This is a genomic window from Nostoc sp. C96 (assembly GCF_059384975.1).
Window position 1 is genome coordinate 3,033,538 of record NZ_CM182020.1, and the last position, 24,700, is coordinate 3,058,237.

The window sequence follows — 24,700 nt, forward strand, 5'->3', positions numbered from 1 at the left end:
TTCCTAGCTTTCTCTAAAAGCTAAAAGTTGTTCATCATTAATTCGTTGTGTTTGGTATAAAGTTGTGATGATTTGTGAAATAGTGAAAACTGCATGACCTCGATAACCATTCTCTCTTAGCTTTTCTTGCACTCCTTGTTCATGGTCAATTAAAACTACAATATCATGCACATTTAAACCAGCAGATTTCAATTTTTCTGCTCCTTCCATCACACTTTTGCCGCTGATGAGAATATCATCTACTACCGCTACTATTTCACCAGGCGCGAAGTTTCCTTCAATTACCTTACGTGTTCCATGTGCTTTCACTTCTTTACGCGGAAAAAGCATTGGACAATTCAAACGCAACGCTAAACCGGTCGCCGTTGGCAAAGAACCATAAGGTATACCCGCCAATCTATCAAAAGTCAAGTTTCTGATAATTTTTTCATAGGCACTGAGAACTTGATTAAAAACTTGCGGATTAGAAATAATTTTGCGTAAGTCTATGTAATAGGGAAACGTCGCTCCTGATGCTTGCACAAATTTACCAAACATAATGCAACCAATATCATAAAGTTGCAAAATTAAATCATTCTGGAGTTGCTGATCTTCAAAATGAACATCAGGTAGCCATACAGAACAGCTAGAAGCATCAGCATTAATTTGACTTTTTGTTTGATTAATTTCGGCACGTAAAGATTGGATTTCCTGGGATAAGTTTGGGTTTGACAACATATCTTGAGGTACAGGAATTAGCAATCCATCACCATTACTATTTAAGCCAGCTTCTAAGATTTGCTTAAGATTACTACCCTCAGCCCAAATGCTGCGTGCCATTATGGTTCTTTCTGGTGCCACTGCCCGAATTAAACCCAAAACTTCAGGATTAGTTGTTCCTACTTCTAAAGCTAATTCTTCTGGGGTTCCCCAGTTTTTTGCTTCTTTGACCACCTGCAAATAAAGCGGTGAATCATTAGCAGGATACTGTTGTAGAGTTTCGGCTCCAGGATTAGAAGTACAGCATAAAATAAACACTGCTTTATCAGGATAAACCAAAAACGGCGCAACATGATCTTGCCCTGTATATGGGCTGAGAGTAATTGCATCCACATGCCATTCTGCAAATACAGTGTGGGCAAAAATACTACTGGTATTTAAATCACTATGTTTGGCATCCAAAATAATGGGAATATGATTGGGGATAGCTGCTAAAGTTTTGTATAACAGTTCCAAACCAGGAATACCTAAAGCCTGATAAAAGCCGAGTGTTGGCTTATATGCACAAACAAAATCCGCAGTTTCTTGAATAATAAATTGCAACCAGTCCCCCAAACCAGTAATCACATCTTGAGACCGATAACGACTAGGCATCATCTCTGGGTTGGGATCAAGCCCTACAAATAGTAAGCTTTGGTTTTGGGTAATATTTGTGTATAATTTATCAAAAAATTGCATAATTTATTTGTCAAGATTAAAAAGAAAATAACCAAGTAATATCAATTCATGACATTCAGGTGATATATGTCTTTTGTTGTAAAAATATTAAGTTGTAATTAATATTTTATTTTAATCTTGATCAAGTATAAAGTAGTTATGCTCCAGCTAGAGATAGGCTTAAGCAACTTAATTTGCTGAAAGCAAATCTATGATTTATTTTGTCAGTATACTGATATTTAATGGTAGACATGCTGAGGGGCGCAATATTTTGCGCCCCTATTAGTTGTCACTTAGTCCCCAAAATATGCAAGAGTAGGAGTATTAACGAAGAGATGTCAGTGGTACACCTAACCAAGCAGCAAAATTTTCTTTTTGTGTAGCATCAGGATTGTTGATTGGAACTACCTGATACTTACTAGGACGTGGTGCAGCCAAGGTGACAGAACAAGTGCGGAGTTCATCTTGATGAAAAACTGTAACTTGAATGATGTCGTTTGGTTGGTAATCTTTTAAGCGATCGCTTAGTTGATGAGATGTGACTCGTATGCCGGCAATAGCCAGTAACTCATCACCTGCATCAATTCCCGCCAATTGTGCGGGTGAACCAAATTCGACAAATTTGACGATCTCTCGTCCATTTTCGGTGTTTAACCTCAAACCAAAGTAAGGTTCTTCTTCTCTATCGGCAATCACTTGTAAACCAAAAGGTTCTAGGTACTGATTAAAAGGCAATTCTTCTGTGCCATTAATGTAGCGATTAAAAAAGTCAGTTAAATCCATTTCTGCGACGGATTCAATTACTTCCTGCAATTCTTCGGGTGTGTAACCAATCTCTTGTTTGCCAAATTTCCGCCACATCAGCCGCATCACATCATCTAGCGATCGCTGATTTCTAGAACGTTGTCTAATCAGCAAATCTAGCAATAAAGAAACCATCTCTCCCTTCAGATAGTAGGAAACTTGGGAGTTATTACTATTAGCATCTGGGCGATACAGTTTAATCCAAGCATCAAACCCTGACTCAGCCAATGATTGCACTTTCCGCCCTGGTGTAGTTAAAAACCGCGAAATTTCCTTACTCCAATTATGAAAATATGACTTGGCATCATAAATTCCTGCTCGCAAGGGAATTAACAAATCGTAGTAGCTGGTAGTACCTTCACAAAACCACAAAGAAGATGTATAATTCTCGCGGTCGTAATCAAAAACTTCTAAAGCTTTTGGGCGAATCCGTTTAACATTCCACAAGTGAAAGAACTCGTGCGCCACCAGTTGAATGAAGCGATCGTATTTATCTGGTGAGCTAAAACCAAAACGCTGATAAATTAAGGAGCAGCAGTTTTTATGCTCTAAACCGCCATAAGCTTGGGCAAACAAATGCAGTAGAAACACATACCTGTCGTAAGGCAAACCGCCAAACATCTGGGCTTCTACATGAATGATTTTTTGAATATCGGCAATTATTTGTTGTGCTTGGTAATTTCCTTGACCCCAAATAGCTAGTTCATGAGGTTTTCCCAAGACCTCAAAGTGATATAACTCGTGATAACCAATTTCAAAGGGACTATCTACCAGAGTATCAAAATCAGCAGCATAAAAAGTAGAAGACTGTTCATCAACTGATGGCAAGGCCGTAGTTACTCGCCATTCAGGATGGGGCGGTACAATAGTTACTTGAATTGGCAACCCTTCACAGCCTCGTAATCTAAAAAACAAAGCTGCACCGTTGAAATAACCGTGAGTGCTATCCAAATGGTTTGTCCGTACCGATAGCTCGTTGGCAAATATGCGGTAACGCACGGTTATTTCAGAAATACCGTTTGTGTTTACCTGCCAGTGGTTTTTACTGATTTTGCGCCAAGATAAGGGCTGCTCCCCGGCAAAAGCAGCAAAATCTTGTAAATTTTTCGCATATTCCCGCACTAAGTAGGAGCCTGGTGTCCAGACGGGCATTTTCAAGTCGAGTGTTGGGGATGAGTGATTAACCAGCAGCAAGCTCACCTCAAACAGATGGGTTTCTGGTTGGGGCATTGCTACCAGGTAGTGAATCGTCGGTACGGTTTCCTTAACGCCAATTTCGAGACGAGGTGCTGTTGCTTCAGTCATTTGTAGTAGTAGACAGGAGTGATAAGTTATGAGTTTATAGTTATTAGTCAATAATTAATAGTCAATGGAGGGAGTTTGTAAAGAACTATGAATAAAATAGTCTGAACGTGAGATTGGAAAAATTTACAATTAATTAATATTTTATAGTTGATGTCAAAGTTTCAGATGTTTTTATCCATAATTAATTAATTTTTCTTGCCAAGCATGTGTTTCCAGCATTTTTGATGCTCAGAAGTGTTTCATCCACAATAGTCAATAGAGGTGATTTCAAAACTTGTAACTCAATATCTTTATGCTCAACACCATAGCCAAAAGTCGCATCTGGGGTCTCTGCCGTTGATAACTTCGTAAAGGCTTCCTGACAAAGACATCAGCTGTTAGTGCTATTGTTAGCGAGTCTGTGAGTTGGCAAACTGATATAGGATTAATTGTCACAGTATCTGAAATTGTGGCTACCCTACACTCAACTCAAATTAGACTTTGCCTGCCAAATTCATCAATTGCTTGAAGTTAACCAAGTAAATGATGTTATTAACATTATCAATTGTAATCCATCCCTTTTCATGTAATTTTTCCATGATTTTGGTGGTTTCCTCTACTCCGATTTCTGTCACTTCAGCCAGATCTTTAAAGGGAATATTAAAAATTTCTTTACCTGGGGCTGAGTCTTGTCCATAGCTTTCACCCAAACTTACTAAGGTGTGTGCCAGTTTTACAGCTGGTGGAGAAGAGCGAATCTGTAAGCGTTGGTTAAATTGCCGGATTCTTCGCACCATCAGTTGCAGCATCCGATGATGCAATTGCGGATCTTTAAATAAGATTTGAATAAAACGCTCACGAGAAATGCTGAGTAACTTCACAGGCGAAAGGGCAATGACATCAGTTGAACGCGGAGATTCATCTAAAATCGCCATTTCTCCAAAAAAATCGCCCCGACCTAAAATTGCTATAGCAACAGAATCTTCTCCGGAAGTACGGCGGACTTTCACCCACCCAGATACCACAAAGTAAACTGCGTTACCCCAGGCATCTTCCATTAAGACGGCACGTCCTACGGGATATTCGTGATCAATTGCAACATTGAGCAGCCATTCTAAAGTTTGTGGGTTGGCTGTACTCAGCAAGGGGAAAAGTTCACTAAAAACCTCAGTCTGCATGAAATATCTGTAAAAATGAATTCAATAATGGAAAATTAAGTTGACTAATATAAGTTTTAAAACCGCTACCATAGTATTAATACAGTTAAAGTATGTAATGATTAATACTTAAAATTATGGTAATTCGGTCTAATGTTCTTTTACAACATAGCAATTATGTCAGGGATCGAAATCAGCGGTTTTACTGACCCAATTGTGATTTATTATTTGCCCATTGAATCGCTATTTGCTGTGAGTATTTTGACTTGTTGTTCTAAATTTTCGACTATGCGATTTAAGCTATCTAAAGCATCTGATTGCTCTGATGTAAGGTTAGAGTTGAGTATTAGTCGTTGATTTAGTTCCTGTAATTTATAGCTGAGTTGTTGAGAAATACCCAAAACATCTCGGCTGAGACGGGCTAATTGTTGTTGTTGATGAAACTTTAAGGCGGCTCCCCGTAACACTTGTAGTGTAGCTTCTTCACCGTAAATTCCTGGCATCACTCGCAGGCGTAATAATACACGGTTTTGTTGATATACACATTCTTTTTCTATTTGTTTTGGTTCTGTAATTGTGGTAACAGGTAAGCTGGCAAATCGCTTTAATTCATTCAGTACGCCTTGAAAAACTGATAGCGGTAAATTTTCTAATACTGATTGCACAACACCATTATCACTCCAGAGTATCCTACCTTTGTAAGGTTGTCTTTCTAAATACAAGCGACCAATTCCGCCACCAAGCACTCGACCGAGTAATTCTTCTAGTAGTTTTTTGGGTGGGAGTAATGCTAACACTTCTACAGGAGTAGATAGTTCTGGTGCAGGGACTGGCAGGATAGTTAAATTATTGGTGAGTACTGCTTCGGTGATCTCTTCTCTGAGCTTTTTGGCTAAAGCTGAAAGATTCGGTTCTGGAAGCGGGGGCAAATCTGTTAATTTTCGAGTATTTTCAGGAGTTTCCATATTTGCCAGTATTGATGCTGGTGGTTGCTGCTGATTTTGAGATGCACTAAAGGTATTTTTATAGTTGAGGTAGGCTGAAAGGATGTGGCGGTGGCTGTCACTGGCAATTTCTTGAGTCACCATTGTGCAGTTGATATAAGCTAAGATGCGATTCACATAATCTAGGGCGCTGCTGTCTTGTGGATGCACCATACCCAGGAGTAATTGGTTACTTTCTAACCGAAAGGGCAAAATTTGATGGTACAGACAAGCTTCAAAGGACAGGAGATGATCAATTAGCTGAAATATTTGTTGACGATCGCTTTCTTGCTCTAAGTTGATCGATATGTTTGATAGTACCTGCTGCTCACTGGTTGCGGTATCAACTGGCTTGTCCTCTGAAGACAACATAATTTTTGATTATTTAAAGTTTCCTTATATTTTATTTTGCTCTAAGTTGATTGGCAGTAAATAAAGATACTTTGTTATCTTGGTAAAAATTAAATTAATCACTCTCAGTAAGATGATACTTAGTTAAATAATTAAGGGAGCAGGGGAAAGGTTGCTAGGTTGAAAAACCCTCCCAATTGCGTTCCGCAAAGTCCCCAATTTATTTATGGGTAGGAATTGCGGCGATCGCTGATTATGCTCCTGATTCTTCGGTTCTCAACGATTGGGCGATGAGATAAATTTTTGTCCATTCTCCCATTGCCTGATGGCTTTTGAGGTTTAACTGTTGGGCGATCGCTTCAAGGGAATTACCTGCTTTGCGTAAATCTAGTACCTGCTGCCCCAGTGGAGTTAATTTTTGATAAAGTTGCTGCCATTGACTCGGTGTAAGTCCCAAGTTATGTTCTTCTAAGGAAATTGATAACCAGCTATTGACGAGTTCTGGTTTGCCTTTAAGGGCAAAGACACGGACTGCATGGTAGCTAATTTTTTCGCGCAGGCGGTAGATTTCCCGAATCGGCTTTTGCAGTTGCTTGGCAATTTCATCTTGAGATTTGCCTTGAAGATACAACTTCAGCCATTCGACTGCATCTTGTCCGAGATTTGCTTGTAAATAATCGGCAAATTCTGTTTGCACAGATTGGCGCAGTGATTGTTGTTCTTCTAGTTGTTGTGCTTCTTGATATTCGGCGATCGCTTGGGTATCTACCAAATTAACGCGATTATCACTGTCGTCGGTGAGAATTTCTTCGGAAACGAGTCTCACCATGTCACTACCTGGTACTTGAGTTAAGCCACCACGCTGAGTCCGACGCAAGTAGTTGACAAATCGGTAAACGAGTAGGGGTTGATTGCGGACTGGGCGCAACGCATACTCTTCTACACTGGCAAACAGGAGTGTATCTTGTAGTCTTCTGTCGGGCGTAAATTCCACAATGCAAGCCATTTGCTGCTGCATATAGGTGTCGCTTTGCAGTAATTCTTGGATCACTTCTTGTAATACATCCATGACACTGCGTTGGCGATCGCGGCTTAACGCTACCCAAGTTTGAATTTTATGGCGTAAGCTCACTAAACTCCCCAATCGTGTGATTAAGTTACGATACGCACGTTCTCGGCCAATACCCAAGTAGCGTTGACGTAAAATTTTCCAGCGATATTCCATCGCTTGCTTGGCAATTTCCAGTTCTTTGGGATTTAATAGTTCAAATCGGTTTAAGTCTTTTCCCAAAAGCCACAGAACAATACTCTCCCTCACAGATACACTTTGTTCTGGAATTTCGGCAGCTAAACGTTTAAGCCAATACTGTGCCAGTTGGTCTGCATCTTTTGCCATAGTGAGATTGTATTCTTCAAAACCTTGCCTTAAAGTTTGCATCACAACCCCCGTTTATCGTCAATCACTCTTAACATCTTGGCTGGCAGTTGTCCATGAATCGGTCGCTTTCATGAAGACATTTCAGCGATTCTATTCTTATTACGTTTTTATTCCCAAACTTTATGCAGAAGTTTTCAGATTGTAGTTTTAGCTTTTATTCTCTGAATAATATAAATTTCAGGATTCAGAAATTTTGTTTCTATCTCTGAAAAATTTTAATTTTTGTAAACTTATCATCAAGATACTTTTAAAGCAGATTTATCCCCAACCAAACTGATCAAGAAAAATTGCGATTAAAGTTCTTCAGTTAGTAAAAGCTAGAAAGTTGACACTTCTGCAAAAGAATTAGTGGGATTTACCCAAAAGACGTTATCTTGGGTAGATAAGTTTCACCCCATAAAGTCTTTTTTTAGCTGTTGGGTAATTATGTAATTTTTCTTATTAATCTTTAGTAGTTTATCTATAGCTTTCACGCCCGAAAGCTATAATTTATAGTTAACTCCTTAGTTTTTTCTGGCTATTGGCAAGTCTTTAGAATTTGGGAAGCGATCGCTAACACTACAATTTTCTTAAAATTTAATACTCTTGGTAAGGAAATTTTTTTTAATTTTTAATTATATGCAAATTTGACAACTAGTTGTAAAAGTAATTTGTTTCTCTTAAGAGTTATTCGTCAGTTGAGTCGAAGTGATGTTTTTGACTAACATCTATCTCAATTAAATCGGAATAACATATCTAGCAAAAAGTCAATAGTCTAGTCTTAATTATTAATCATCGATTAGCAATTAGACTGAGAACTTTTGACTTTAGCTGTTGGATGAATATGCTAATGAACTTAAATCTAGCGTCCGTTACCAGACCTACCAATGATGGGATTTTCTACAGAGTCTCGATACTGTTGCACTTCTTCAGTATAAGCAATTGGTAAAACAGCCTCAACGTTTTCATGGGGACGGGGAATAATTACCCAAGATTCTAATGTTCCACCATAAACATTTTCTGCTGCTTCTACACCGGCAGCCATCGCGGTTTTGACTTCCGATACATCTCCGCGAATATTGACTGTAAAACGTGCGCTACCAACTCTGATATAACCAACGAGGGTAACTCGCCCAGCTTTTACCATTGCGTCTGCTGCTGCAAGCACAGCAGGAAAACCTTTAGTTTCCAGCGAACCAACTGCTTGTAATGACATTAGCAATCTCCTGTATAAATAAACGTATGTGGTAACGCTACAAGTTAATTGTAGAAAGCTTCGTTACAGATTTTAATGGCAAAATCTTTTAGAAGATACGGAAAGGTTCTGATTTGGCGGTGAAGTGGATTGGTAGTATTGTTTCCACGTTTTCTGGGGGATTAGGAACTATATAATGGGTGATTACTGTTTCAGCTTTTACTTGCTCCCCCGCATTTATCCCTTGTTCAACGGCTCTTTTGACTTCAGCAACATGTCCTCGGACAGCAACAACAAAGCGGCCACTTTCTGCTAGGCCATAATACACTAGCGTGACTGCGGCAGATTTCACCATTGCATCTGCTGCGGCTAACACAGATGGAAAACCTAAAGTTTCAATTACGCCAACAGCCATTGGCATGGCATTAGCTCCTGAGACACTAAAATAAGTAATCTTTATTTTACGAGGGTTTGGCTCCAATTGTGACATTGAGTAGTGTTTTTTTCACTACACTGAGCCACCATTTGACCAATCAATATTATTTTGGTAATGGGGTGCTGTAAATTATAAGTTATGTTTCCCAGCTTTTTACCGACCGCAGTTAGTCAATTAACAGAGCCAGAATCGATCGCCCTAGCGCGGAGTATTCAAAGTCAAGAGATCGCTACTCCTTTATCTAATCAGCCAATTACCACTACCTATGTGCAGCAAGGTAGTGGTGGGATACCGATTTTACTAATTCACGGCTTTGATAGTTCCGTATTAGAATTTCGCCGACTGTTGCCACTGTTGGCAGAAAATAATGAAACTTGGGCAGTTGACTTACTGGGTTTTGGCTTTACCGACAGACTAGCAGGCATACCATTTAGCCCTGTCGCCATTAAAACCCATTTATATTATTTCTGGAAAACTTTAATCAAGCAGCCTGTAATTTTGGTAGGCGCATCAATGGGAGGTGCCGCCGCCCTTGATTTTACCCTCACTTACCCAGAAGCCGTCAAAAAACTGGTCTTAATTGATAGTGCCGGCTTAAAGGCAGGTTCACCCTTGGCGAAATTTATGTTTCCGCCATTAGATAATTGGGCTACACAATTTTTGCGTAATCCTAAAGTGCGCGATCGCATTTCTCGGACTGCTTATAAAAACCCCAGTCTGATTTCCCTGGATGCTACATATTGTGGCGGATTGCATCTAGATATGCCTAGTTGGCATTTAGCGTTAATTGCTTTTACCAAAAGTGGTGGCTACAGTGCCTTTAGATTTAAGCAACTGGCACAAATTTTACAGCCGACATTAATTCTCTGGGGCGACTCAGATAAAATTTTAGGCACTACAGATGCTAAAAGATTTAAACGGGCAATTCCTCACAGTAAACTGATTTGGATACAAGACTCAGGTCATATCCCCCATTTAGAGCAACCACAAGTCACGGCTAAACGCATTCTAGAATTTCGAGAGGAATCATAAAAGCATAAAAATAGAGTGAAAGGAACTCAATCAACATATCCTTTCACCCCAAAATCTTGATTAATTGCTTGCTAACAAACCAAAATAAACGATCGCCTAAACGTTAACTTTTTCCTTTGACCAAACACCGTTTTGGTCTTCATCAAAACGCTGATGTACTGCCTGCCAAGCAGCTTGTTCAGCATTAAACTCATCACTAGTTTCATTCAATACGGCATTGTAACGCTCAATGAATACTTGTTGAGCTTGTGCAGACAAATGCGAACGTACTTCAGGAGATAAATCCTCTGCACTGTTACATGGCCCAGGACAAGGATGAGCTAATGTTTTATCGATTGTGTTAATTTCTTCAGCACCAGCACTTTCTAAAAGCAATTGAAATTCGCCAGCGCGATCGCTGGGGATTTCTGCCATTAATAAAAATTCGCCAGCTTGTAAACGGGTTTGGTAGACTGCGGCTTTATCTTCTGGCATTCCCCAAGCGGTGAGAACTGAGACTAAACCAGCACCAGCACTACCTGCGATCGCACCACTTGCAGCCCCCAACAGTAATGCACTAATTGGCCCCGCAGCCACAATTGGGCCAACAAAGGGAATGAACAGTACACCTACACCTGTGAGCAAACTTAGGAAAGAGCCAAACAGAGAACCAAAAATCGCCCCTGTTCTCAAACCTCCTAAAATTACATCTCTCTTAGTAATAAAGCCTGCAATTCTGGTTTCCGACTGGAAATTTCGTCCCAGAACCGAAATATGATCTCTGGGTACACCTCTGTCTAGTAAACGTCGAATTACATCATCAACTTGCTTCTGTTCTTTAACTACCGCTGAGATAGTACGTTCTGCTTGATAGACTTCTGGCACTTGAATACTCCTGAAAATCTGCTTTTTTATAACGCACTGGCTAAAGAGGCAAATGCGGGAGATAAGTTCTTCCCGCAGCCTAGTATGTTCAGTCAGACTCTAAAATTTAGGGATAAAAGGGATAAATCTGCGTTCAATTACACACCCACAGGAGTTTTTGATCCTGTAGCTGGCTTGGTTCCATCTGGCTGCAATTCTTGTCCTTCAATAAATGAGCGCAGCATCCAAGCCATTTCTTCATGCTCTTCCATAAGTCCAGTTAAAAAGTCAGCAGTTCCTTCATCATGAAACTCATCACTAGACTGATCTATATGCTCTCTGAGATTGCGAATAACCTGCTCATGATCTTCCACAAGGTTGGTTACCATACCTGTAGCTGTGGGAACATCACCTGAATGTTCTTTGAGGGTAGCAATTTGCAGAAATCCTTCCATTGTCCCAATAGGGTAACAACCCAAAGCACGAACCCGTTCGGCTAGTGCATCAATATTGAGAGTCAGTTTTTCGTAGTGTTCTTCCCAAAGCTGGTGCAGACTACGAAACTGAGGGCCGACAACATCCCAATGATACTTTTTAGTTTTTACTAAAAGTAAATAGGCATCTGCTAAATCTTGATTTAACAGATTTGCCACACCTTGACGCTGTTCTTCTGTCAAACCAATGTTGATCGCACGCATTGAATTTAATTCCTAAATAGACTTATTTATAAGTTCACAAAATTCAAACATCATTTACATCAACCATAGGAATGATTGCCAAAGTCAAATTATTTATGACTTAAGTTCAGATTGATTTATAACCTTGAATAGAAAAAATTAAAAAATCTACTTTATCAATAAAAATAAACACCTTGGTCAAATTAATCAACCAAGGTGTTTAAATTGAGTAACTATTCTATAGAAGGGAGGAGGTATGAGGAGTATTTTTCCTAACTAGCAGTCAAAGTATTTATTTGGTAAAGAATTCTGATTCCAGTCTTATTCATAATTACCAAATATTCTTACTTGTATTACCTTTGGATCTGCTAAGTAGTCTCATTGATTTTTACTTCTTATTACCTGTGACTTTTTCCAACAGATTTTCAACTTCATCTTCAACGGAAGTTGCACCTTGAGAATTGTCAGGACGCTTCATTTTGTCAATGTCAGCATCTCCTTGCACTTCGTTAAGCCCTTTATTAGATTCTTCTTGCACCTTCTTCAGTCCAGGAGGTGCAGATCTACCAATTTCATCAGTTTTCTTTTGAGTTTCTAGCAGTTGTGTTGTAGCTTCTGTTGGGTCACTTTTATAGCTTTCAATTGCAAAAGCTGGAAAAGCATTAGACACCAATATTAATGCACAGGTAAAAGCTACAATGAGAAAACGTACTGGACGCAGTAGAGATAAAACAGAAGTCATATTTTTCATTTGAATTCCTCAAAAACAACGTTAACAACACATAAGTTATATTTTTCTAGCAAAGCCAGACTGAGCCATCATCAGATAAAATGGTGGCAGAAAAAATTAATCCATGCTTTACTAGTGAGTTATTTTTAGGTAGATATTTGCCATAAATTATTGCTGTGAATCAATTTAATTATGGCTAGATAAAACTTAATATAGCCATCAATTCTGTGTAGTTTCTTCACAACAATTTTTCTAGCGAATTTCACCTAACTTATATTTACGTTGAATCATCCTACTTTGGGATCGACCTGTAGAGTGAAGTTTATCGCTTCTGAGTTAGGGAGAAAATCAACCTGTAGGTAGAGTGGCTGAATATGGGGAAATTTGGCTGTTTATTGCTTTTATCTGGCGTTGGTGCAGTGTAGTCGCTAGATTGATTAGTCTGGATGACCGTATAGAGGGATTACAGCATACAGCAAATAGAAGCAGTAGGAAAGATTTATCTGATAGTGCTATTGATAAATAATTAAATAACTTTCATCAAATTAGCGATGTCTAACGACAAGCCGCTTTGCGTCTACGCCACCATTAAACTCGATTGTTTTATTCATATATCATGAAGATTTATCAACCTCATACTTGGCCTCAAACCCTAGAAGCAGCTATCACTATTCAAGAAAGTTTGAGTCAACAAGTAATTACAGAAGATCAATTAAGAGAACCTATCAGTTATGTCGCTGGCGTAGATATGGGTTTTACCGCCGATGGGACAATTAGCCGTGCCGCTGTAGCAGTGCTGAGTTTTCCTGATTTGCAAGTTGTAGAAACAACCCTCGCACACCGTCCGACTTCATTTCCTTACATTCCAGGGTTTCTCTCCTTTCGAGAAATTCCCGCTGTACTTGATGCCTTAGAAAAGATTCAAACAGTACCAGATATTATCCTTTGTGATGGACAAGGCATTGCTCATCCCCGGAGATTTGGTATAGCCAGCCATCTTGGGGTAATTTTAGATATGCCAACAATTGGCGTGGCTAAATCGCTGTTAATTGGCAAACATCAGGAATTGCCAGAAACTAGAGGTAGTTGGCAACCACTCATACATAAAGGTGAAACCATTGGTGCAGTTTTACGGACTCGCATTGGGGTTAAACCTTTGTATATTTCTAGTGGTCACAAAATTAGCTTGACTACAGCCATTGATTATGTATTGCGATGTACACCAAAATACAGACTACCAGAAACTACCCGTGTGGCTGATAAGTTAGCTTCTAACAGATAATCGACGTAATTCAGAAAAGTTAATATTGCAGTATGAATGACAAAAAAGATACGTTGAAATAGTGTAGAAATGTATAGAATCTTGTAAAGATATAAAATATAGTCTTTTTTAAGATGCAAACATTACAAGCTCTTTCTTCAATGCAACTGTCTTTAGCCCCGAATCAATGTCAGTCTTTGAAGATTGTCGCTCTTGGAGACAGCATAGTTTATGGTTTTGGTGATCCCGAACGTGGTGGTTGGGTAGAACAACTGCGGCGATGGTGGATGTTGCCCGGTAGTGCTGGTCATGTTTTATATAATTTAGGTGTTAGAGGCGATCGCACACAACAGGTAGCCCAAAGACTAGAAGTAGAATTTCGCCATCGCGGTGAACTCCGCAACCGCGTTCCAGATTTAATTATTCTTTCCGTCGGGTTGAATGATTCAGCACGGTTAGGTCGTCCCAATGGGAAAAATTACACAGATTTTGCCATTTTTGAGACAGATATAGCCCATTTGCTAGATTTGGCACAACAACTTTGCCCAGTTTTGTTTGTGGGTATGACACCCGTGGATGAAACCAAGATGCCATTTCTTGATTGTTTTTATTTTAATCACAGTGACCAACACCGTTACAAAGAAGCTACACGCCTAGCTTGTCAGCAACGCCAAATTCCTTACTTGGATATTTTCGACCAATGGATGGGACGTGGTGAAACTTGGTTACAGCAAAGAATGAACGTCGATGGTTTACATCCCAATACATTAGGCTATCAAGCTTTGCTAGACGATGTGTTGAAATGGGATGCTTTAGCACCATATCATTCTCAACCAGAATACCAACTGAGATAATTTTAATGATTCGGTTCAGCTAAATATTAATACATTTGCCAACGCGCATCGACTTCGGCTTGTGCTTGTTCTAACAACTGCTTGGCAATTTCTGGCTTATTTTTGTGAGCATTTTGCAGCGATTTTCTTGATACATTGATGACTCTACAAACTGTGTAGGAGCGTGCATATCCAATTGCAAGGGTTTCTTACCTTGTTCTCGCAACTGGAAAATTTCACAGCAACACTTGTCTATCAAGCCACGGCAAAACCTGTATGCTGCCGGATTTTTGGATGGCGAAAACCAAGTACGATATCTTCTCTAGATATACCTTCTGTCATTAAATCAGTTGCTACACCTTCTTCTGTGTCATCATATTGAATCCAGACTTTATCACCTATCAAACTAATATGAATTGGAGTTGTATGGAGATATTGCTCACCATTCCAACCCATGTCTAGAACTAAATACTGCCCTCGTTCATCATCAAATACAACTTGACAGGTGTAACCATCAGGCAGAGTAGCACGAAAGTCTGCATGGTTTTGGAGGACAGACTTAATAATGCTTTGGTATTTTAATCGGGTATCCATTGCACAACCGCCTCACTTTCATCATCAAAGACAATTAACTTGACAACCTGATTCTTAAGTAATACCTGTCCTAATTCTATAGTGAATACGCTATTAAAGGTTGGTTGAGATATGGCTAGATAAAGGGTTCTCTCAATTCCCATTTCGCTAAGAATTTGCTGATACAAAACATATTGCCCTAATGCTTGTTCTAAATCTTTTACATCAGACTGTCCTACAAAACTCTTCACTTCAACCACAATTCTTTGAATTCCCTTATTAGCACTGATAAGACGTTCTGCACCCAAATCAGCCGACAAACGCTTTTTACCAATTTGCAATGGAAATGGATCATGGGTAATTGTCCATCCATCCTTTTGTAAGGCTCGTTTTACAGTGTTATGATAGATGTCTTTTGCTGGCACAAATTTTAATGAGCCTCACGCGGCAACTCGTCATTACCTGTAACGGAGAAACTGATATCATCTTGCTCACCAATTTCAGAACCTGCTGAAATTTCGACAGTCTCTAGGGCTTCCCCAAAAATCTCACGATGAGCCTCTAAAAACTGTGTGCTATGGCGAAAATCCTTAAACACTGGCCAATCTTTATAATGAATTTTCTGAACTTCACCGTCATTACCGATTTTCCTCATAATCTTAGCTGCATCATCAAATCTATCTAATAATACTGTGCTAGCTAATTTAAAAGCTTTGTCGCAAGCACTCCAATCTGTTTCTGATATTAATTTTTTAGCTTTTTCCGGTTCACCTCCCCACTTGTAAGCAATTGCACTATTTATAGTGAAAATGAGCTTATCTTGTTGAGAGCTATGCTTTGGTAATTCTAATGCAAAAGACAAAATCCTTTTTGCAAGAGTATAGTTTTCTTCTTTCAAAAGGTCATAACAAACCTCATTTAGTTTTTCGTCTGCAATAGTTAATTCAGATGGAATTAGCTTCCTCCATACAACATGAGTCAATTTAGTTGCAAGTTCAAACAACACTTCATAAGCTTGCTGTAAGTAATCTTTACTAACATTGAGCTTTTTGCCAACAACACAATCTTCCTCAATTTTCACACCATGTTTTATACATACTGTTATATACTGAGATGAAACTATACCATTTGTATGAACAAAAAGATTACGGCGTTCTGTTAGTTCGATAAATGTAGACCAAATATCTAATCCCTGACGTAAAGATATGCCGAGTTTCTTTTCTAGCCACTCAAAATGCTCTGAGTGACTTTCACGAATAACTGATTCTATCTCTTTTTCCAAAATATATTCTCGTGCAGCATCTAGAGAATCAAATTGGACAAGATTAGCAAAAGTAAGTTGCTTTTCTGAAGCGTTAAGCATCTCTGGCTTTGCATAATACATGGCTTTTATCAGCCTACCTAGAAAAGCATCAAACTGACTGACCATCATAACCAACAATCCCTTTAAAATTATGGGGATTGCCGCATTGAAGTTAGAATGTATACGGATTAATTTTTCTATATCATACGAATGTTCAAGCCCAACTTTATATACCTCTGCTTTCTTATTATGGCCATTTTCGTCTTTTTGAAATTTTTCTAAAAGCTCTCCATACTCTTCAAAAAAATGATTTACTTGTTGGGCTGATTTATGCCGAGATTCTATCATGGATTCCATAATGATAGGCAGACTATCTGATAAGCCATTAATCTCTATCAAGAAAATTTGAAGAACCTTTGAAAAAGGGGATTCTGAACTTTGACTTTTGCCCATAACTGATTTGATTATCCGTGGAGTTGCTTGTGCAAGGCTAACACAAGACTCATGAACTCTCAGTGTTTTGTGGCTAAGAAGCCAAGAAGCCACCTAACTAGGAGTTAAACTGCATATACCTCTGGCTAATCGGCTCCAGGTTATTAACGAGGTGTTATTTTAATGACTATTAGACTTTAATATAATGTAAATTTTTATATTTTATTATATAAAATAATTAGCAATTATATGGTAAAAATCCATATTAATACCGAATATCGGCTAACTATATAGAAATTTTCTGCATAAATACCAAATTCAAAATGATATCCAGAATTATTGTGAATATAACTTTGAAAAAATTTACCTTATACCCGCAGATTTAACTGTCTTTCCATCATAATAAAGGCGGTTTTAGGGATTCCGTTCTGCCAGATATTGATACATTTGCCAATGGGCATCGACTTCGGCTTGTGCTTGTTCTAACAACTGCTTGGCAATTTCTGGTTTACTCTTGGTGAGCATTTTGAAGCGATTTTCTTGATACATTGATGCTTCTACAGATTGCGTTGGAGGGCGCATATCTAATTGCAAGGGGTTCTTACCTTGTTCTTGTAATTGGGGATTGTGGCGATACAACAACCAACGTCCTGATTCTATCAAGGCTTTTTGGTGATTCATCCCAGTGGTCATGTTGATGCCGTGGGCGATGCAATGGCTGTAGGCAATTATTAATGATGGGCCGTCGTAAGCTTCAGCTTCTAAAAATGCTTTGAGAGTATGGTCATCTTTTGCACCTAAAGCTACACTAGCTACGTAGACATTACCATAGTTCATCGCCATTAAGCCTAAGTCTTTTTTGGGTGCAGGCTTACCACTGGCGGCAAATTTGGCTACGGCTGCTTTGGGGGTGGCTTTGGAAGATTGGCCGCCAGTATTAGAATATACTTCTGTGTCCATTACTAAAATATTGACGTTGCGACCACTGGATAACACATGGTCAATCCCCCCAAAGTCAATATCATAAGCCCAACCATCACCGCCAACAATCCACACGCTTTTTTTAACTAAATAATCAGCAAGGGATTGGAGAATTTTAGTTTTAGATATTAAATTAGGATCTATTTCAGAAGTGAGAATTTTATTTAATTTTTCTTTTAATAATGCAACTCTTTTTCGTTGTTCCCAAATATCGGCTTCATTTTTTTGTTCAGCTTTGAGGATGGAATGAACTAAATTATCACCTAATTCACTGCCTAATTGTTGTAATAATTCGGCGGCAAATTCGGCTTGTTTATCTATAGATAAGCGATAACCAAAACCAAATTCGGCGTTATCTTCAAATAAACTATTTGACCAAGCCGGGCCGCGTCCGTCGGCGTTGGTTGTCCAAGGGGTGGTGGGGAGGTTTCCGCCGTAGATGGAAGAACAGCCAGTGGCGTTGGCAATAACTGCGCGATCGCCAAACAATTGGGTTAATAATTTTAAATAAGGTGTCTCACCACAACCAGCACAAGCACCAGAAAATTCAAATAAAGGTTCTTGTAATTGTTGTTGACGAATTTGGTTTAATTTTAAATTTCTGCGGTCTGGGTTGGGTAAGTTTAAAAAGAAATGCCAGTTTTCTCTTTCTTGTTCTCTTAAAGGTAGTTGCTGCGCCATATTAATGGCTTTTTTACCAGGTTCAGATTTACTTTTAGCTGGACAAATATCTACACAAATAGCGCAACCTGTACAATCTTCGGGAGCAACTTGAATAGTAAATTTCTGATGATTAAAGTCTTTATCTTTGGCATTCACTGACTTAAAAGCCGAGGGTGCGTTAGCTAACTCACTTTCTGCATAAGCCTTTGCACGAATAGCACTGTGCGGACAAACCATCACACATTTATTGCACTGTACGCAGACATCCGGTTCCCAAACGGGAATTTCTTGGGCGACATTGCGTTTTTCCCATTTGGCTGTCCCTGTGGGGAAGGTTCCATCTGGTGGTAAGGCGCTGACAGGTAAATCATCACCTTGCCAAACCATGATTTTACCAAGAACTTCTTGAATAAATTCGGGCGCACTCACAGGTAAGGAAGTTGTAGAGAATAATTCCTCATCTAGCCATTTACCTTGTTCGGCGGTGGGAATTTGTACCTGATGCAGATTATCCAAGGTCATATCGACCGCTTGCATATTCATGCGGACGATATCTGCACCTTTTTTACTGTATGTTTTTTCGATCGCCTTTTTAATTTTGGCGATCGCTTCTGCTTGTGGTAATACCCCAGCTAAAGCAAAGAAGCATACTTGCATAATTGTATTGATGCGTCCCCCCATTCCACTGTCGCGGGCGACTTGGTTGGCGTTAATTACAAACAATTTCAGCTGCTTATCTAAAATTTGCTGTCGCACTTTTGGCGGGAGATTTCGCCAAACAGTATCCTGAGCAAAGGGACTATTTAATAAAATTGTCGCCCCAGTTGCCGCCGCTTGCAGCACATCTATTTTTTCTAGAAAGACCCAGTGGTGACAGCCAATAAAGTTAGCTTTGTCTATGAGGTAGGTAGAATGAATGGGTTGCGGCCCGAACCGCAGGTGAGAAACGGTAATCGAGCCGGATTTTTTGGAGTCGTAGACGAAATAACCTTGGGCGTAGTTATCGGTTCCCTCACCGATAATTTTGATGGAGTTTTTATTCGCCCCTACCGTACCATCTGAACCCAACCCATAGAACATCGCTCGGACGACGTTATCGGGTTCGATAGAAAAGTTGGGGTCAAAGTTAAGGGAAGTGTGGGTAACGTCGTCGTGAATACCCACAGTGAAATGATTTTTTGGTGTCGGTTGCGCGAGGTTGTCGAAGACGGCCTTCACCATCGCCGGAGTAAACTCCTTGGAAGAAAGGCCGTAACGACCACCAACAATTACAGATGGAAGCTTATCTCTACCACTACCACGAGCAGCGACAATCTCTGAAGGAACTTTATCTCTACCACTACCACGAGCAGCGACAATTTCTGAAGGAATTTTATCTCTACCACTACCACGTTCAGCGCGGATTTCGTGGATAGCTGCGACCACATCGAGATATAGTGGTTCGCCGGCGCTACCTGCTTCTTTGGTGCGGTCTAAAACCGCGATCGCTTGTACAGTTTCTGGTAACATATCAACAAACCTTTGGACATCAAAGGGACGGTAGAGGCGCACTTTCACCACGCCGACTTTTTCCCCACGGGCGTTGAGATAATCCACTGTTTCATGGACGGTTTCACAACCAGAACCCATGATGACAATTACCCGTTCTGCATCTTCCGCACCGTGATATTCAAAAATGCGGTAGTATCTACCTGTGCGATCGCCAAATTGATCCATAATGTCCTGCACAATCTCTGGACAGGCGTTGTAGTAAGAGTTAGCGCCTTCCCGCGATTGGAAGTAAACATCAGGGTTTTGGGCAGTCCCGCGTAACACAGGGCGATCTGGGGTTAAAGCACGGGCGCGGTGTTCTAAAATTAATTCGTCGGGAATGAGCGATTTAATATCGTCATCTGAGAGTAATTTCACCTTCTGCACTTCATGAGAGGTGCGGAACCCATCAAAAAAGTGCATAAACGAAACTCTTGATTTGAAAGTTGCTGCATGGGCGATAAGTGCTAAGTCGTGACTTTCTTGCACTGAAGCGGAACACAACAAAGCAAAACCAGTCGCCCGCGCCGCCATTACATCACTATGGTCGCCGAAAATGGATAAAGCGTGTGTAGCCAAAGAACGTGCAGCCACATGAACAACTGTGCTAGTGAGTTCCCCCGCAATTTTGTAGAGGTTGGGAATCATCAACAATAGCCCCTGAGAAGCGGTAAAAGTCGTACTCAGAGAACCTGTTTGTAGCGCCCCATGAACTGCACCAGCCGCACCACCTTCACTTTGCATCTGTACAACGCTGGGAACCGTACCCCAAAGATTAGGGCGGCTTTCCGCTGACCAAGCATCCGCCCATTCGCCCATTGCCGAAGAGGGGGTGATAGGATAAATAGCAATTACTTCATTTAATTTGTAAGCAACACGGGCTACAGCTTCATTCCCGTCGATGGTTGCAAAGGTTTGACTCATAATTGTAGTCCTAGCCTTTAAACGGCACTATCAGACAGCGTTGTAATACTAATTAGAAATAGTTAAAGCCTAGAAGTTGGTATTTCATGTTAGCTGCATCCAACTGGAAAATCCAATATATGTAGGTAAGATTATCCCTGGTTAGGATAATATTTGATTGACCACTTGCGGGCTTTGAGGTTGACTCTAAATAGTGATTGTAAGTTTTAGTATCTCATCCGAAATACTTTATTTATTAATATCTATTAATGATGTACTCAATCGCCAAAACATTTTCTAGCCAAGGTTTTTAAACGAGTAATTCTCATTTGTGGGGGTACAGGGTCGGGATTTGATTTCCACCTTAAAACTAGCTTTGTTTGATTGTTGAATCTATTCTAAAATTTTAACTGATTATATTTAAAAGCACAAAATCTAATTTTAAATTATGCCTTTCTCTATGAATTAAATCCTAATTACTATTACCTAATATTTTTCGTTTGTGGCTGAGGTGACATTAAAGATGGGCGTGGTGTAACTCGATTGTGTAAAAATAGTAAAGGAATACTCATTAAACCTAAAATCATCACAACTGCGGTGAGAATCCAAACTGATAAACGATTGGGGCGATAGTCACCGCGTTCAATTTGCCAGAATACCTGATTATATCGCCAAGCAGCTAAAGCGATCGCACCTACTCCCACAATTACTAAAGCAACTCCTAAATTTTCCGAGTTAAATAGAGGATGTACTGTTGGTTCCTGTTGTGTAATTGCCGTATTTAATTGGCGTAAAAATAGACCAAATCGCGCAATGGCAAAACCAAAACCAATTAAAGCAATGGAAGTTCTCAACCAAGCTAAAAAAGTTCTTTCATTGGCTTGATGTTCCCGTTGACGGTCTATTTTATTCATGAGTAAACTAATCTACAACTCCTGATACTCTCCGCGACTCTGCGTGAGGTAATATTATATGACGTAATTGCGATCGCTCCGACCAACGCCACCAAATTGCCAAAGTTGGTTTTGCCGTGAAATCACGATGTACCGCGTAACGCAACCAACAAAATTTCAAACAAATTCCAGGTTGATATGCTAACAACCAAGTTTTTTCATACCTGACTAAATCACCTATCCAAGCAGGTTCTAAGTTTTCATTTTGCGCCACTTTAATCATAAAGTTAGCAAAAGCGATCGCATCATCTTGATGTTTTTTAATGCCTGTGGGTAAATAGGTTTCCGCATATCGCCAAAACAAAGTATTAAAATTTTTTCCCAACGCCTTAGCAGTACGAGGTAATAATTCCCGTATTTCTCCTAATCGCTTCCACTTCAAAGAATTGGCGAATATATTCACCTCCTGCGATGAAACTTCGGCTAAATTTTGTACTTCATCATCACTCAAACCCAACTCCACACCCACAGCTTGCAGGTTAGTAAAAAAACGCTCTCGAAATTCAGCATTAGTGTAAAGCTGGGCTAAAACTTGCTGGGTTTGTGCTAACCCCATCTTTAGATAACTCCTAAGTAGAGCGACATAAATATTTTTAGTTGGGAAAAGGCAGAAGGCATGAGGCAGAAGGCAGGAGGAAAGAGGGTTTTGTCTGTGTAGCCAAGACTTCAGTCGCCAGGCACACAATATGTATTCATAATCTTTCGTGCTGTTTGCAATTCTTGGGCTATTTCTGTAAACGGAGGTAAATTTTCATCCCGTTCTAAAACTATCCCTTTAACGGGAATGCGGGCTACAACTTCCTCCATTATTTGCCAAACTTCCGCAGGGGTTGACTGGGAATGACTATCAATTAATACCCCATCGTGCCAATGTCCGCCGACGAAATGCAACTGTACAACACGTTCCCACGGTAAATCATTGAGAAAATCATGCACATCATAACCATAATTCACCGCATTGGTATGTAAATTCGTCACATCCAACAGCAAACCACTGTCAGCACGTTCTACTACTTCTGCCAAAAATTGTGCTTCGGTCATCTCTGCACCAGGAAGTTTTACCATATAGGTGATATTTTCCAAAATTAACGGCACATCAACAAAGCGCCGCACCTCGGCAATGTTGCGACAGAGTATATCTACAGCCTCTTTGGTGTAAGGTAAGGGTGACAAATGTCCAATATCCACACCGCCAGCTTTGGTAAAACAAATATGTTCACTCCACCAAGGCGGGTTAATTTGTTTAATTAAGGTTGCAAGTTTGCGTAAATAATCTGTATCTAAACCTTCCGCACTACCCAGCGATAAATTAATGGCGTGGGGAATTATCGGGAAATGTGCAGCCAGTATTTCTAACTCTTGTTGTTTTTGTACAGGTGCATCAAGATAATGTTCCGCCACAATTTCCAGAAAGTCCACTTGTGGACGGTTGAGAAACAAATCACTTTTGAATGGTTCTCGAAAACCTAACCCGACACCCAAAGTAGGAAGTTCAGATAACATCATTTTTTAGTCTCCACCGCATCCTCCACCGCATCCACCACAGCCGCCACATCCACCGCCACAGGAACCGCTACAACCGCCACTACAGCCACCACCGCCACAGCCGCCAGAACTACTATTTTGCCTATAGGCGGTATTTATCACAGGTACAAAAATATTTTGATATTTGTCGTAGCGAGTTCCTGCAAGTAAATCAAAACCTAGGACTAGCCAACTACTAAATAGCACAGTGACAGTAACGACAGCACCATAAAACAGCAGAAATTCAGGGTCATTCGTGTCTGGTATGATTTTAGCGATCGCCACCACTGAACCTATTGCCACTGAAATAATCAGTAACTTGAGTATTACCGATTTTGTAATTGTGTTTGGTACAGGTTTATCTAACATTCTTTCAGTCTCAATTCTTCAGACAGCCTGTTGTATGACATTCTCTCTAACCGCCACCACAACCACCACAACCACCGCCACAAGAACTACCGCAGGAACTCCCGCTACTGCAAGAACTCCCGCAGGAACTACCACTACTACATGAACTACTAGACGAACTACTGCGGCTACTTGTCGTAGAATAAGCTGGCGGGAAAAACGCTTTATAGTAAGCATCGTAGGCAGTTCCAGCCAAAGACTCAACACCAAACAGTGCTAATACCAGTAAATTATTGTTGACGATAGAAGTTTCGCGCAGTTGCTTGAAGGTGGTTTGGAGTTGTTGCAGATACCTTTTTCCGAGATGGCTGAGAAACTTGTGCTGACTCATGTACCACAGCAGATAAATAATGGACGACACACCCATAATTATCAAAAAACCAACGTTGTAGCGTCCCTTATGCAAAGCTATCAGCAGCTTATAGCCACCCAAGCCAAAAATTAGCATCGCGCCAACCAAGCCGACTTTAATATTCCATTCTTGCCACTTCGCACTATACAACAATTGTTCATCATGCAACTTTTCTTGATAAGAATTGCAGAATGACTGTACACACTGAGTCGCTAACCACAGAGATGTTTTAGCCGTAGCAGGTTCAGAAATTTTCTCAAAAACTTGCCGTTCGACTGGTTGTAAATTTGAAATCTCAGGATGGTTAGATGCTTGACTGATAGTTTGTTTACTGACTTGCAAATAACCCTGCTGAATCAAGTTGAATAATACTAAATGAGCGACTCCTGTTGCTTGAGAACGCAAATAAGCGATTTTGTAAGGATCTGGTTTAGATGGAATTAACGGTAAAGGTTGATTTTGTGTTGGATCTTGGACTAATCGCCCACACAATAACAAAGTTGCGATGATAACAACACCATACAATAGCAGAAAGTTTGGCCCATACATATCTGCAACTGGATTATGCAGTAATGTGTCCATTACTTTTACTCCTTATAAGGAAATTCCTAAAGTTAGGAAAAATTAATTTTCAAAATCTTAGCAGCGGTTTTTTAATA

Annotated in this window: 22 protein-coding genes; 3 read left to right on the forward strand and 19 right to left on the reverse strand. The window is 39.9% G+C overall.

What is annotated here, in order from left to right; translation table 11 throughout:
- Positions 1-3: 3 nt before the first annotated feature.
- The 7 genes from AC504W_RS12985 to AC504W_RS13015 form a co-directional block, all read right to left on the reverse strand.
- Entirely contained in the window at positions 4-1,437 is a 1,434-nt protein-coding gene (locus AC504W_RS12985; protein WP_494879642.1) for a bifunctional orotidine-5'-phosphate decarboxylase/orotate phosphoribosyltransferase, read from the reverse strand.
- A 303-nt stretch (positions 1,438-1,740) separates the two neighbouring features.
- Positions 1,741-3,525 carry a M61 family metallopeptidase gene (locus tag AC504W_RS12990; protein ID WP_494878140.1) on the reverse strand — a complete coding sequence of 595 codons (1,785 nt, stop codon included), beginning with the start codon at positions 3,523-3,525 and terminating at the stop codon, positions 1,741-1,743.
- Positions 3,526-3,998: 473 nt separating this feature from the next.
- The gene (locus AC504W_RS12995) at positions 3,999-4,682 is read right to left on the reverse strand and encodes a Crp/Fnr family transcriptional regulator (RefSeq protein ID WP_494878142.1); all 684 of its coding nucleotides are present in this window, start codon (positions 4,680-4,682) and stop codon (positions 3,999-4,001) included.
- 203 nt (positions 4,683-4,885) lie between these two features.
- Complete coding sequence (locus AC504W_RS13000) at positions 4,886-6,016, reverse strand: GspE/PulE/PilB domain-containing protein (RefSeq protein ID WP_494878144.1); 1,131 nt, start codon at positions 6,014-6,016, stop codon at positions 4,886-4,888.
- Positions 6,017-6,248: 232 nt separating this feature from the next.
- The gene (locus AC504W_RS13005) at positions 6,249-7,433 is read right to left on the reverse strand and encodes a HetZ-related protein 2 (RefSeq protein ID WP_494878146.1); all 1,185 of its coding nucleotides are present in this window, start codon (positions 7,431-7,433) and stop codon (positions 6,249-6,251) included.
- Positions 7,434-8,274: 841 nt separating this feature from the next.
- Positions 8,275-8,628, reverse strand: coding sequence for a carbon dioxide-concentrating mechanism protein CcmK (locus tag AC504W_RS13010; RefSeq protein ID WP_096576772.1), 354 nt, complete (start codon positions 8,626-8,628; stop codon positions 8,275-8,277).
- 88 nt (positions 8,629-8,716) lie between these two features.
- Positions 8,717-9,028, reverse strand: coding sequence for a carbon dioxide-concentrating mechanism protein CcmK (locus AC504W_RS13015; protein ID WP_096576774.1), 312 nt, complete (start codon positions 9,026-9,028; stop codon positions 8,717-8,719).
- Positions 9,029-9,181: 153 nt separating this feature from the next.
- On the opposite strand from AC504W_RS13015, the gene AC504W_RS13020 reads away from it, so the two are divergent.
- Entirely contained in the window at positions 9,182-10,075 is an 894-nt protein-coding gene (locus AC504W_RS13020; RefSeq protein ID WP_494878149.1) for an alpha/beta fold hydrolase, read from the forward strand.
- Positions 10,076-10,171: 96 nt separating this feature from the next.
- Here AC504W_RS13020 and AC504W_RS13025 read toward each other — a convergent pair whose 3' ends face one another.
- The 3 genes from AC504W_RS13025 to AC504W_RS13035 form a co-directional block, all read right to left on the reverse strand.
- On the reverse strand, positions 10,172-10,939 hold the full coding sequence (locus AC504W_RS13025; protein WP_494878151.1) for a ChaB family protein: 768 nt from the start codon (positions 10,937-10,939) through the stop codon (positions 10,172-10,174).
- Between the two features lie 137 nt (positions 10,940-11,076).
- A complete protein-coding gene (locus AC504W_RS13030) occupies positions 11,077-11,616 on the reverse strand; it encodes a Dps family protein (RefSeq protein ID WP_494878153.1) in 540 nt (179 codons plus the stop codon).
- Positions 11,617-11,983: 367 nt separating this feature from the next.
- The gene (locus AC504W_RS13035) at positions 11,984-12,346 is read right to left on the reverse strand and encodes a hypothetical protein (protein ID WP_096576782.1); all 363 of its coding nucleotides are present in this window, start codon (positions 12,344-12,346) and stop codon (positions 11,984-11,986) included.
- Between the two features lie 595 nt (positions 12,347-12,941).
- On the opposite strand from AC504W_RS13035, the gene nfi reads away from it, so the two are divergent.
- Both nfi and AC504W_RS13045 read left to right on the forward strand, forming a co-directional pair.
- Entirely contained in the window at positions 12,942-13,607 is a 666-nt protein-coding gene (gene nfi, locus AC504W_RS13040) for a deoxyribonuclease V (RefSeq protein WP_494878155.1), read from the forward strand.
- Between the two features lie 113 nt (positions 13,608-13,720).
- Entirely contained in the window at positions 13,721-14,440 is a 720-nt protein-coding gene (locus AC504W_RS13045; protein ID WP_494878157.1) for a GDSL-type esterase/lipase family protein, read from the forward strand.
- Positions 14,441-14,674: 234 nt separating this feature from the next.
- On the opposite strand, the gene AC504W_RS13050 is transcribed toward AC504W_RS13045, so the two are convergent.
- From AC504W_RS13050 to AC504W_RS13090, 9 genes are all read right to left on the reverse strand, one after another.
- Positions 14,675-15,013, reverse strand: a complete 339-nt coding sequence (locus AC504W_RS13050; protein WP_494878159.1) for a XisI protein — start codon at positions 15,011-15,013, stop codon at positions 14,675-14,677.
- On the reverse strand, positions 14,998-15,417 hold the full coding sequence (locus AC504W_RS13055) for an element excision factor XisH family protein (RefSeq protein ID WP_494878161.1): 420 nt from the start codon (positions 15,415-15,417) through the stop codon (positions 14,998-15,000). The genes AC504W_RS13050 and AC504W_RS13055 overlap by 16 nt, the downstream gene beginning before the upstream one ends.
- Positions 15,418-15,422: 5 nt before the next feature.
- Positions 15,423-16,748, reverse strand: coding sequence for a hypothetical protein (locus AC504W_RS13060; protein WP_494878163.1), 1,326 nt, complete (start codon positions 16,746-16,748; stop codon positions 15,423-15,425).
- 393 nt (positions 16,749-17,141) lie between these two features.
- The gene (gene nifJ, locus AC504W_RS13065) at positions 17,142-20,825 is read right to left on the reverse strand and encodes a pyruvate:ferredoxin (flavodoxin) oxidoreductase (protein ID WP_494878165.1); all 3,684 of its coding nucleotides are present in this window, start codon (positions 20,823-20,825) and stop codon (positions 17,142-17,144) included.
- A gap of 461 nt (positions 20,826-21,286) precedes the next feature.
- On the reverse strand, positions 21,287-21,718 hold the full coding sequence (locus AC504W_RS13070; RefSeq protein ID WP_494878167.1) for a YidH family protein: 432 nt from the start codon (positions 21,716-21,718) through the stop codon (positions 21,287-21,289).
- A 7-nt stretch (positions 21,719-21,725) separates the two neighbouring features.
- Entirely contained in the window at positions 21,726-22,313 is a 588-nt protein-coding gene (locus AC504W_RS13075) for an SCO6045 C-terminal-like domain-containing protein (protein ID WP_494878169.1), read from the reverse strand.
- Between the two features lie 110 nt (positions 22,314-22,423).
- Positions 22,424-23,263, reverse strand: coding sequence for an MbnB/TglH/ChrH family RiPP precursor modification enzyme (locus AC504W_RS13080; protein WP_494878170.1), 840 nt, complete (start codon positions 23,261-23,263; stop codon positions 22,424-22,426).
- 3 nt (positions 23,264-23,266) lie between these two features.
- Complete coding sequence (locus AC504W_RS13085; RefSeq protein WP_494878172.1) at positions 23,267-23,650, reverse strand: hypothetical protein; 384 nt, start codon at positions 23,648-23,650, stop codon at positions 23,267-23,269.
- A gap of 46 nt (positions 23,651-23,696) precedes the next feature.
- The gene (locus AC504W_RS13090) at positions 23,697-24,623 is read right to left on the reverse strand and encodes a TIGR04222 domain-containing membrane protein (protein ID WP_494878174.1); all 927 of its coding nucleotides are present in this window, start codon (positions 24,621-24,623) and stop codon (positions 23,697-23,699) included.
- Positions 24,624-24,700 lie beyond the last annotated feature (77 nt).

Coding starts and splice junctions, on each gene's coding strand:
- AC504W_RS13090 (WP_494878174.1), bottom strand. CDS start 24,623: ATGGACACATTACTGCATAATCCAGTTGCAGATATGTATGGGCCAAAC.
- AC504W_RS13020 (WP_494878149.1), top strand. CDS start 9,182: ATGTTTCCCAGCTTTTTACCGACCGCAGTTAGTCAATTAACAGAGCCA.
- AC504W_RS12990 (WP_494878140.1), bottom strand. CDS start 3,525: ATGACTGAAGCAACAGCACCTCGTCTCGAAATTGGCGTTAAGGAAACC.
- AC504W_RS12985 (WP_494879642.1), bottom strand. CDS start 1,437: ATGCAATTTTTTGATAAATTATACACAAATATTACCCAAAACCAAAGC.
- AC504W_RS13075 (WP_494878169.1), bottom strand. CDS start 22,313: ATGGGGTTAGCACAAACCCAGCAAGTTTTAGCCCAGCTTTACACTAAT.
- AC504W_RS13030 (WP_494878153.1), bottom strand. CDS start 11,616: ATGCGTGCGATCAACATTGGTTTGACAGAAGAACAGCGTCAAGGTGTG.
- AC504W_RS13010 (WP_096576772.1), bottom strand. CDS start 8,628: ATGTCATTACAAGCAGTTGGTTCGCTGGAAACTAAAGGTTTTCCTGCT.
- AC504W_RS13005 (WP_494878146.1), bottom strand. CDS start 7,433: ATGCAAACTTTAAGGCAAGGTTTTGAAGAATACAATCTCACTATGGCA.
- AC504W_RS13060 (WP_494878163.1), bottom strand. CDS start 16,748: ATGGGCAAAAGTCAAAGTTCAGAATCCCCTTTTTCAAAGGTTCTTCAA.
- AC504W_RS13045 (WP_494878157.1), top strand. CDS start 13,721: ATGCAAACATTACAAGCTCTTTCTTCAATGCAACTGTCTTTAGCCCCG.
- AC504W_RS13085 (WP_494878172.1), bottom strand. CDS start 23,650: ATGTTAGATAAACCTGTACCAAACACAATTACAAAATCGGTAATACTC.
- AC504W_RS12995 (WP_494878142.1), bottom strand. CDS start 4,682: ATGCAGACTGAGGTTTTTAGTGAACTTTTCCCCTTGCTGAGTACAGCC.
- AC504W_RS13000 (WP_494878144.1), bottom strand. CDS start 6,016: ATGTTGTCTTCAGAGGACAAGCCAGTTGATACCGCAACCAGTGAGCAG.
- nifJ (WP_494878165.1), bottom strand. CDS start 20,825: ATGAGTCAAACCTTTGCAACCATCGACGGGAATGAAGCTGTAGCCCGT.
- AC504W_RS13080 (WP_494878170.1), bottom strand. CDS start 23,263: ATGATGTTATCTGAACTTCCTACTTTGGGTGTCGGGTTAGGTTTTCGA.
- AC504W_RS13070 (WP_494878167.1), bottom strand. CDS start 21,718: ATGAATAAAATAGACCGTCAACGGGAACATCAAGCCAATGAAAGAACT.
- nfi (WP_494878155.1), top strand. CDS start 12,942: ATGAAGATTTATCAACCTCATACTTGGCCTCAAACCCTAGAAGCAGCT.
- AC504W_RS13035 (WP_096576782.1), bottom strand. CDS start 12,346: ATGAAAAATATGACTTCTGTTTTATCTCTACTGCGTCCAGTACGTTTT.
- AC504W_RS13050 (WP_494878159.1), bottom strand. CDS start 15,013: ATGGATACCCGATTAAAATACCAAAGCATTATTAAGTCTGTCCTCCAA.
- AC504W_RS13015 (WP_096576774.1), bottom strand. CDS start 9,028: ATGCCAATGGCTGTTGGCGTAATTGAAACTTTAGGTTTTCCATCTGTG.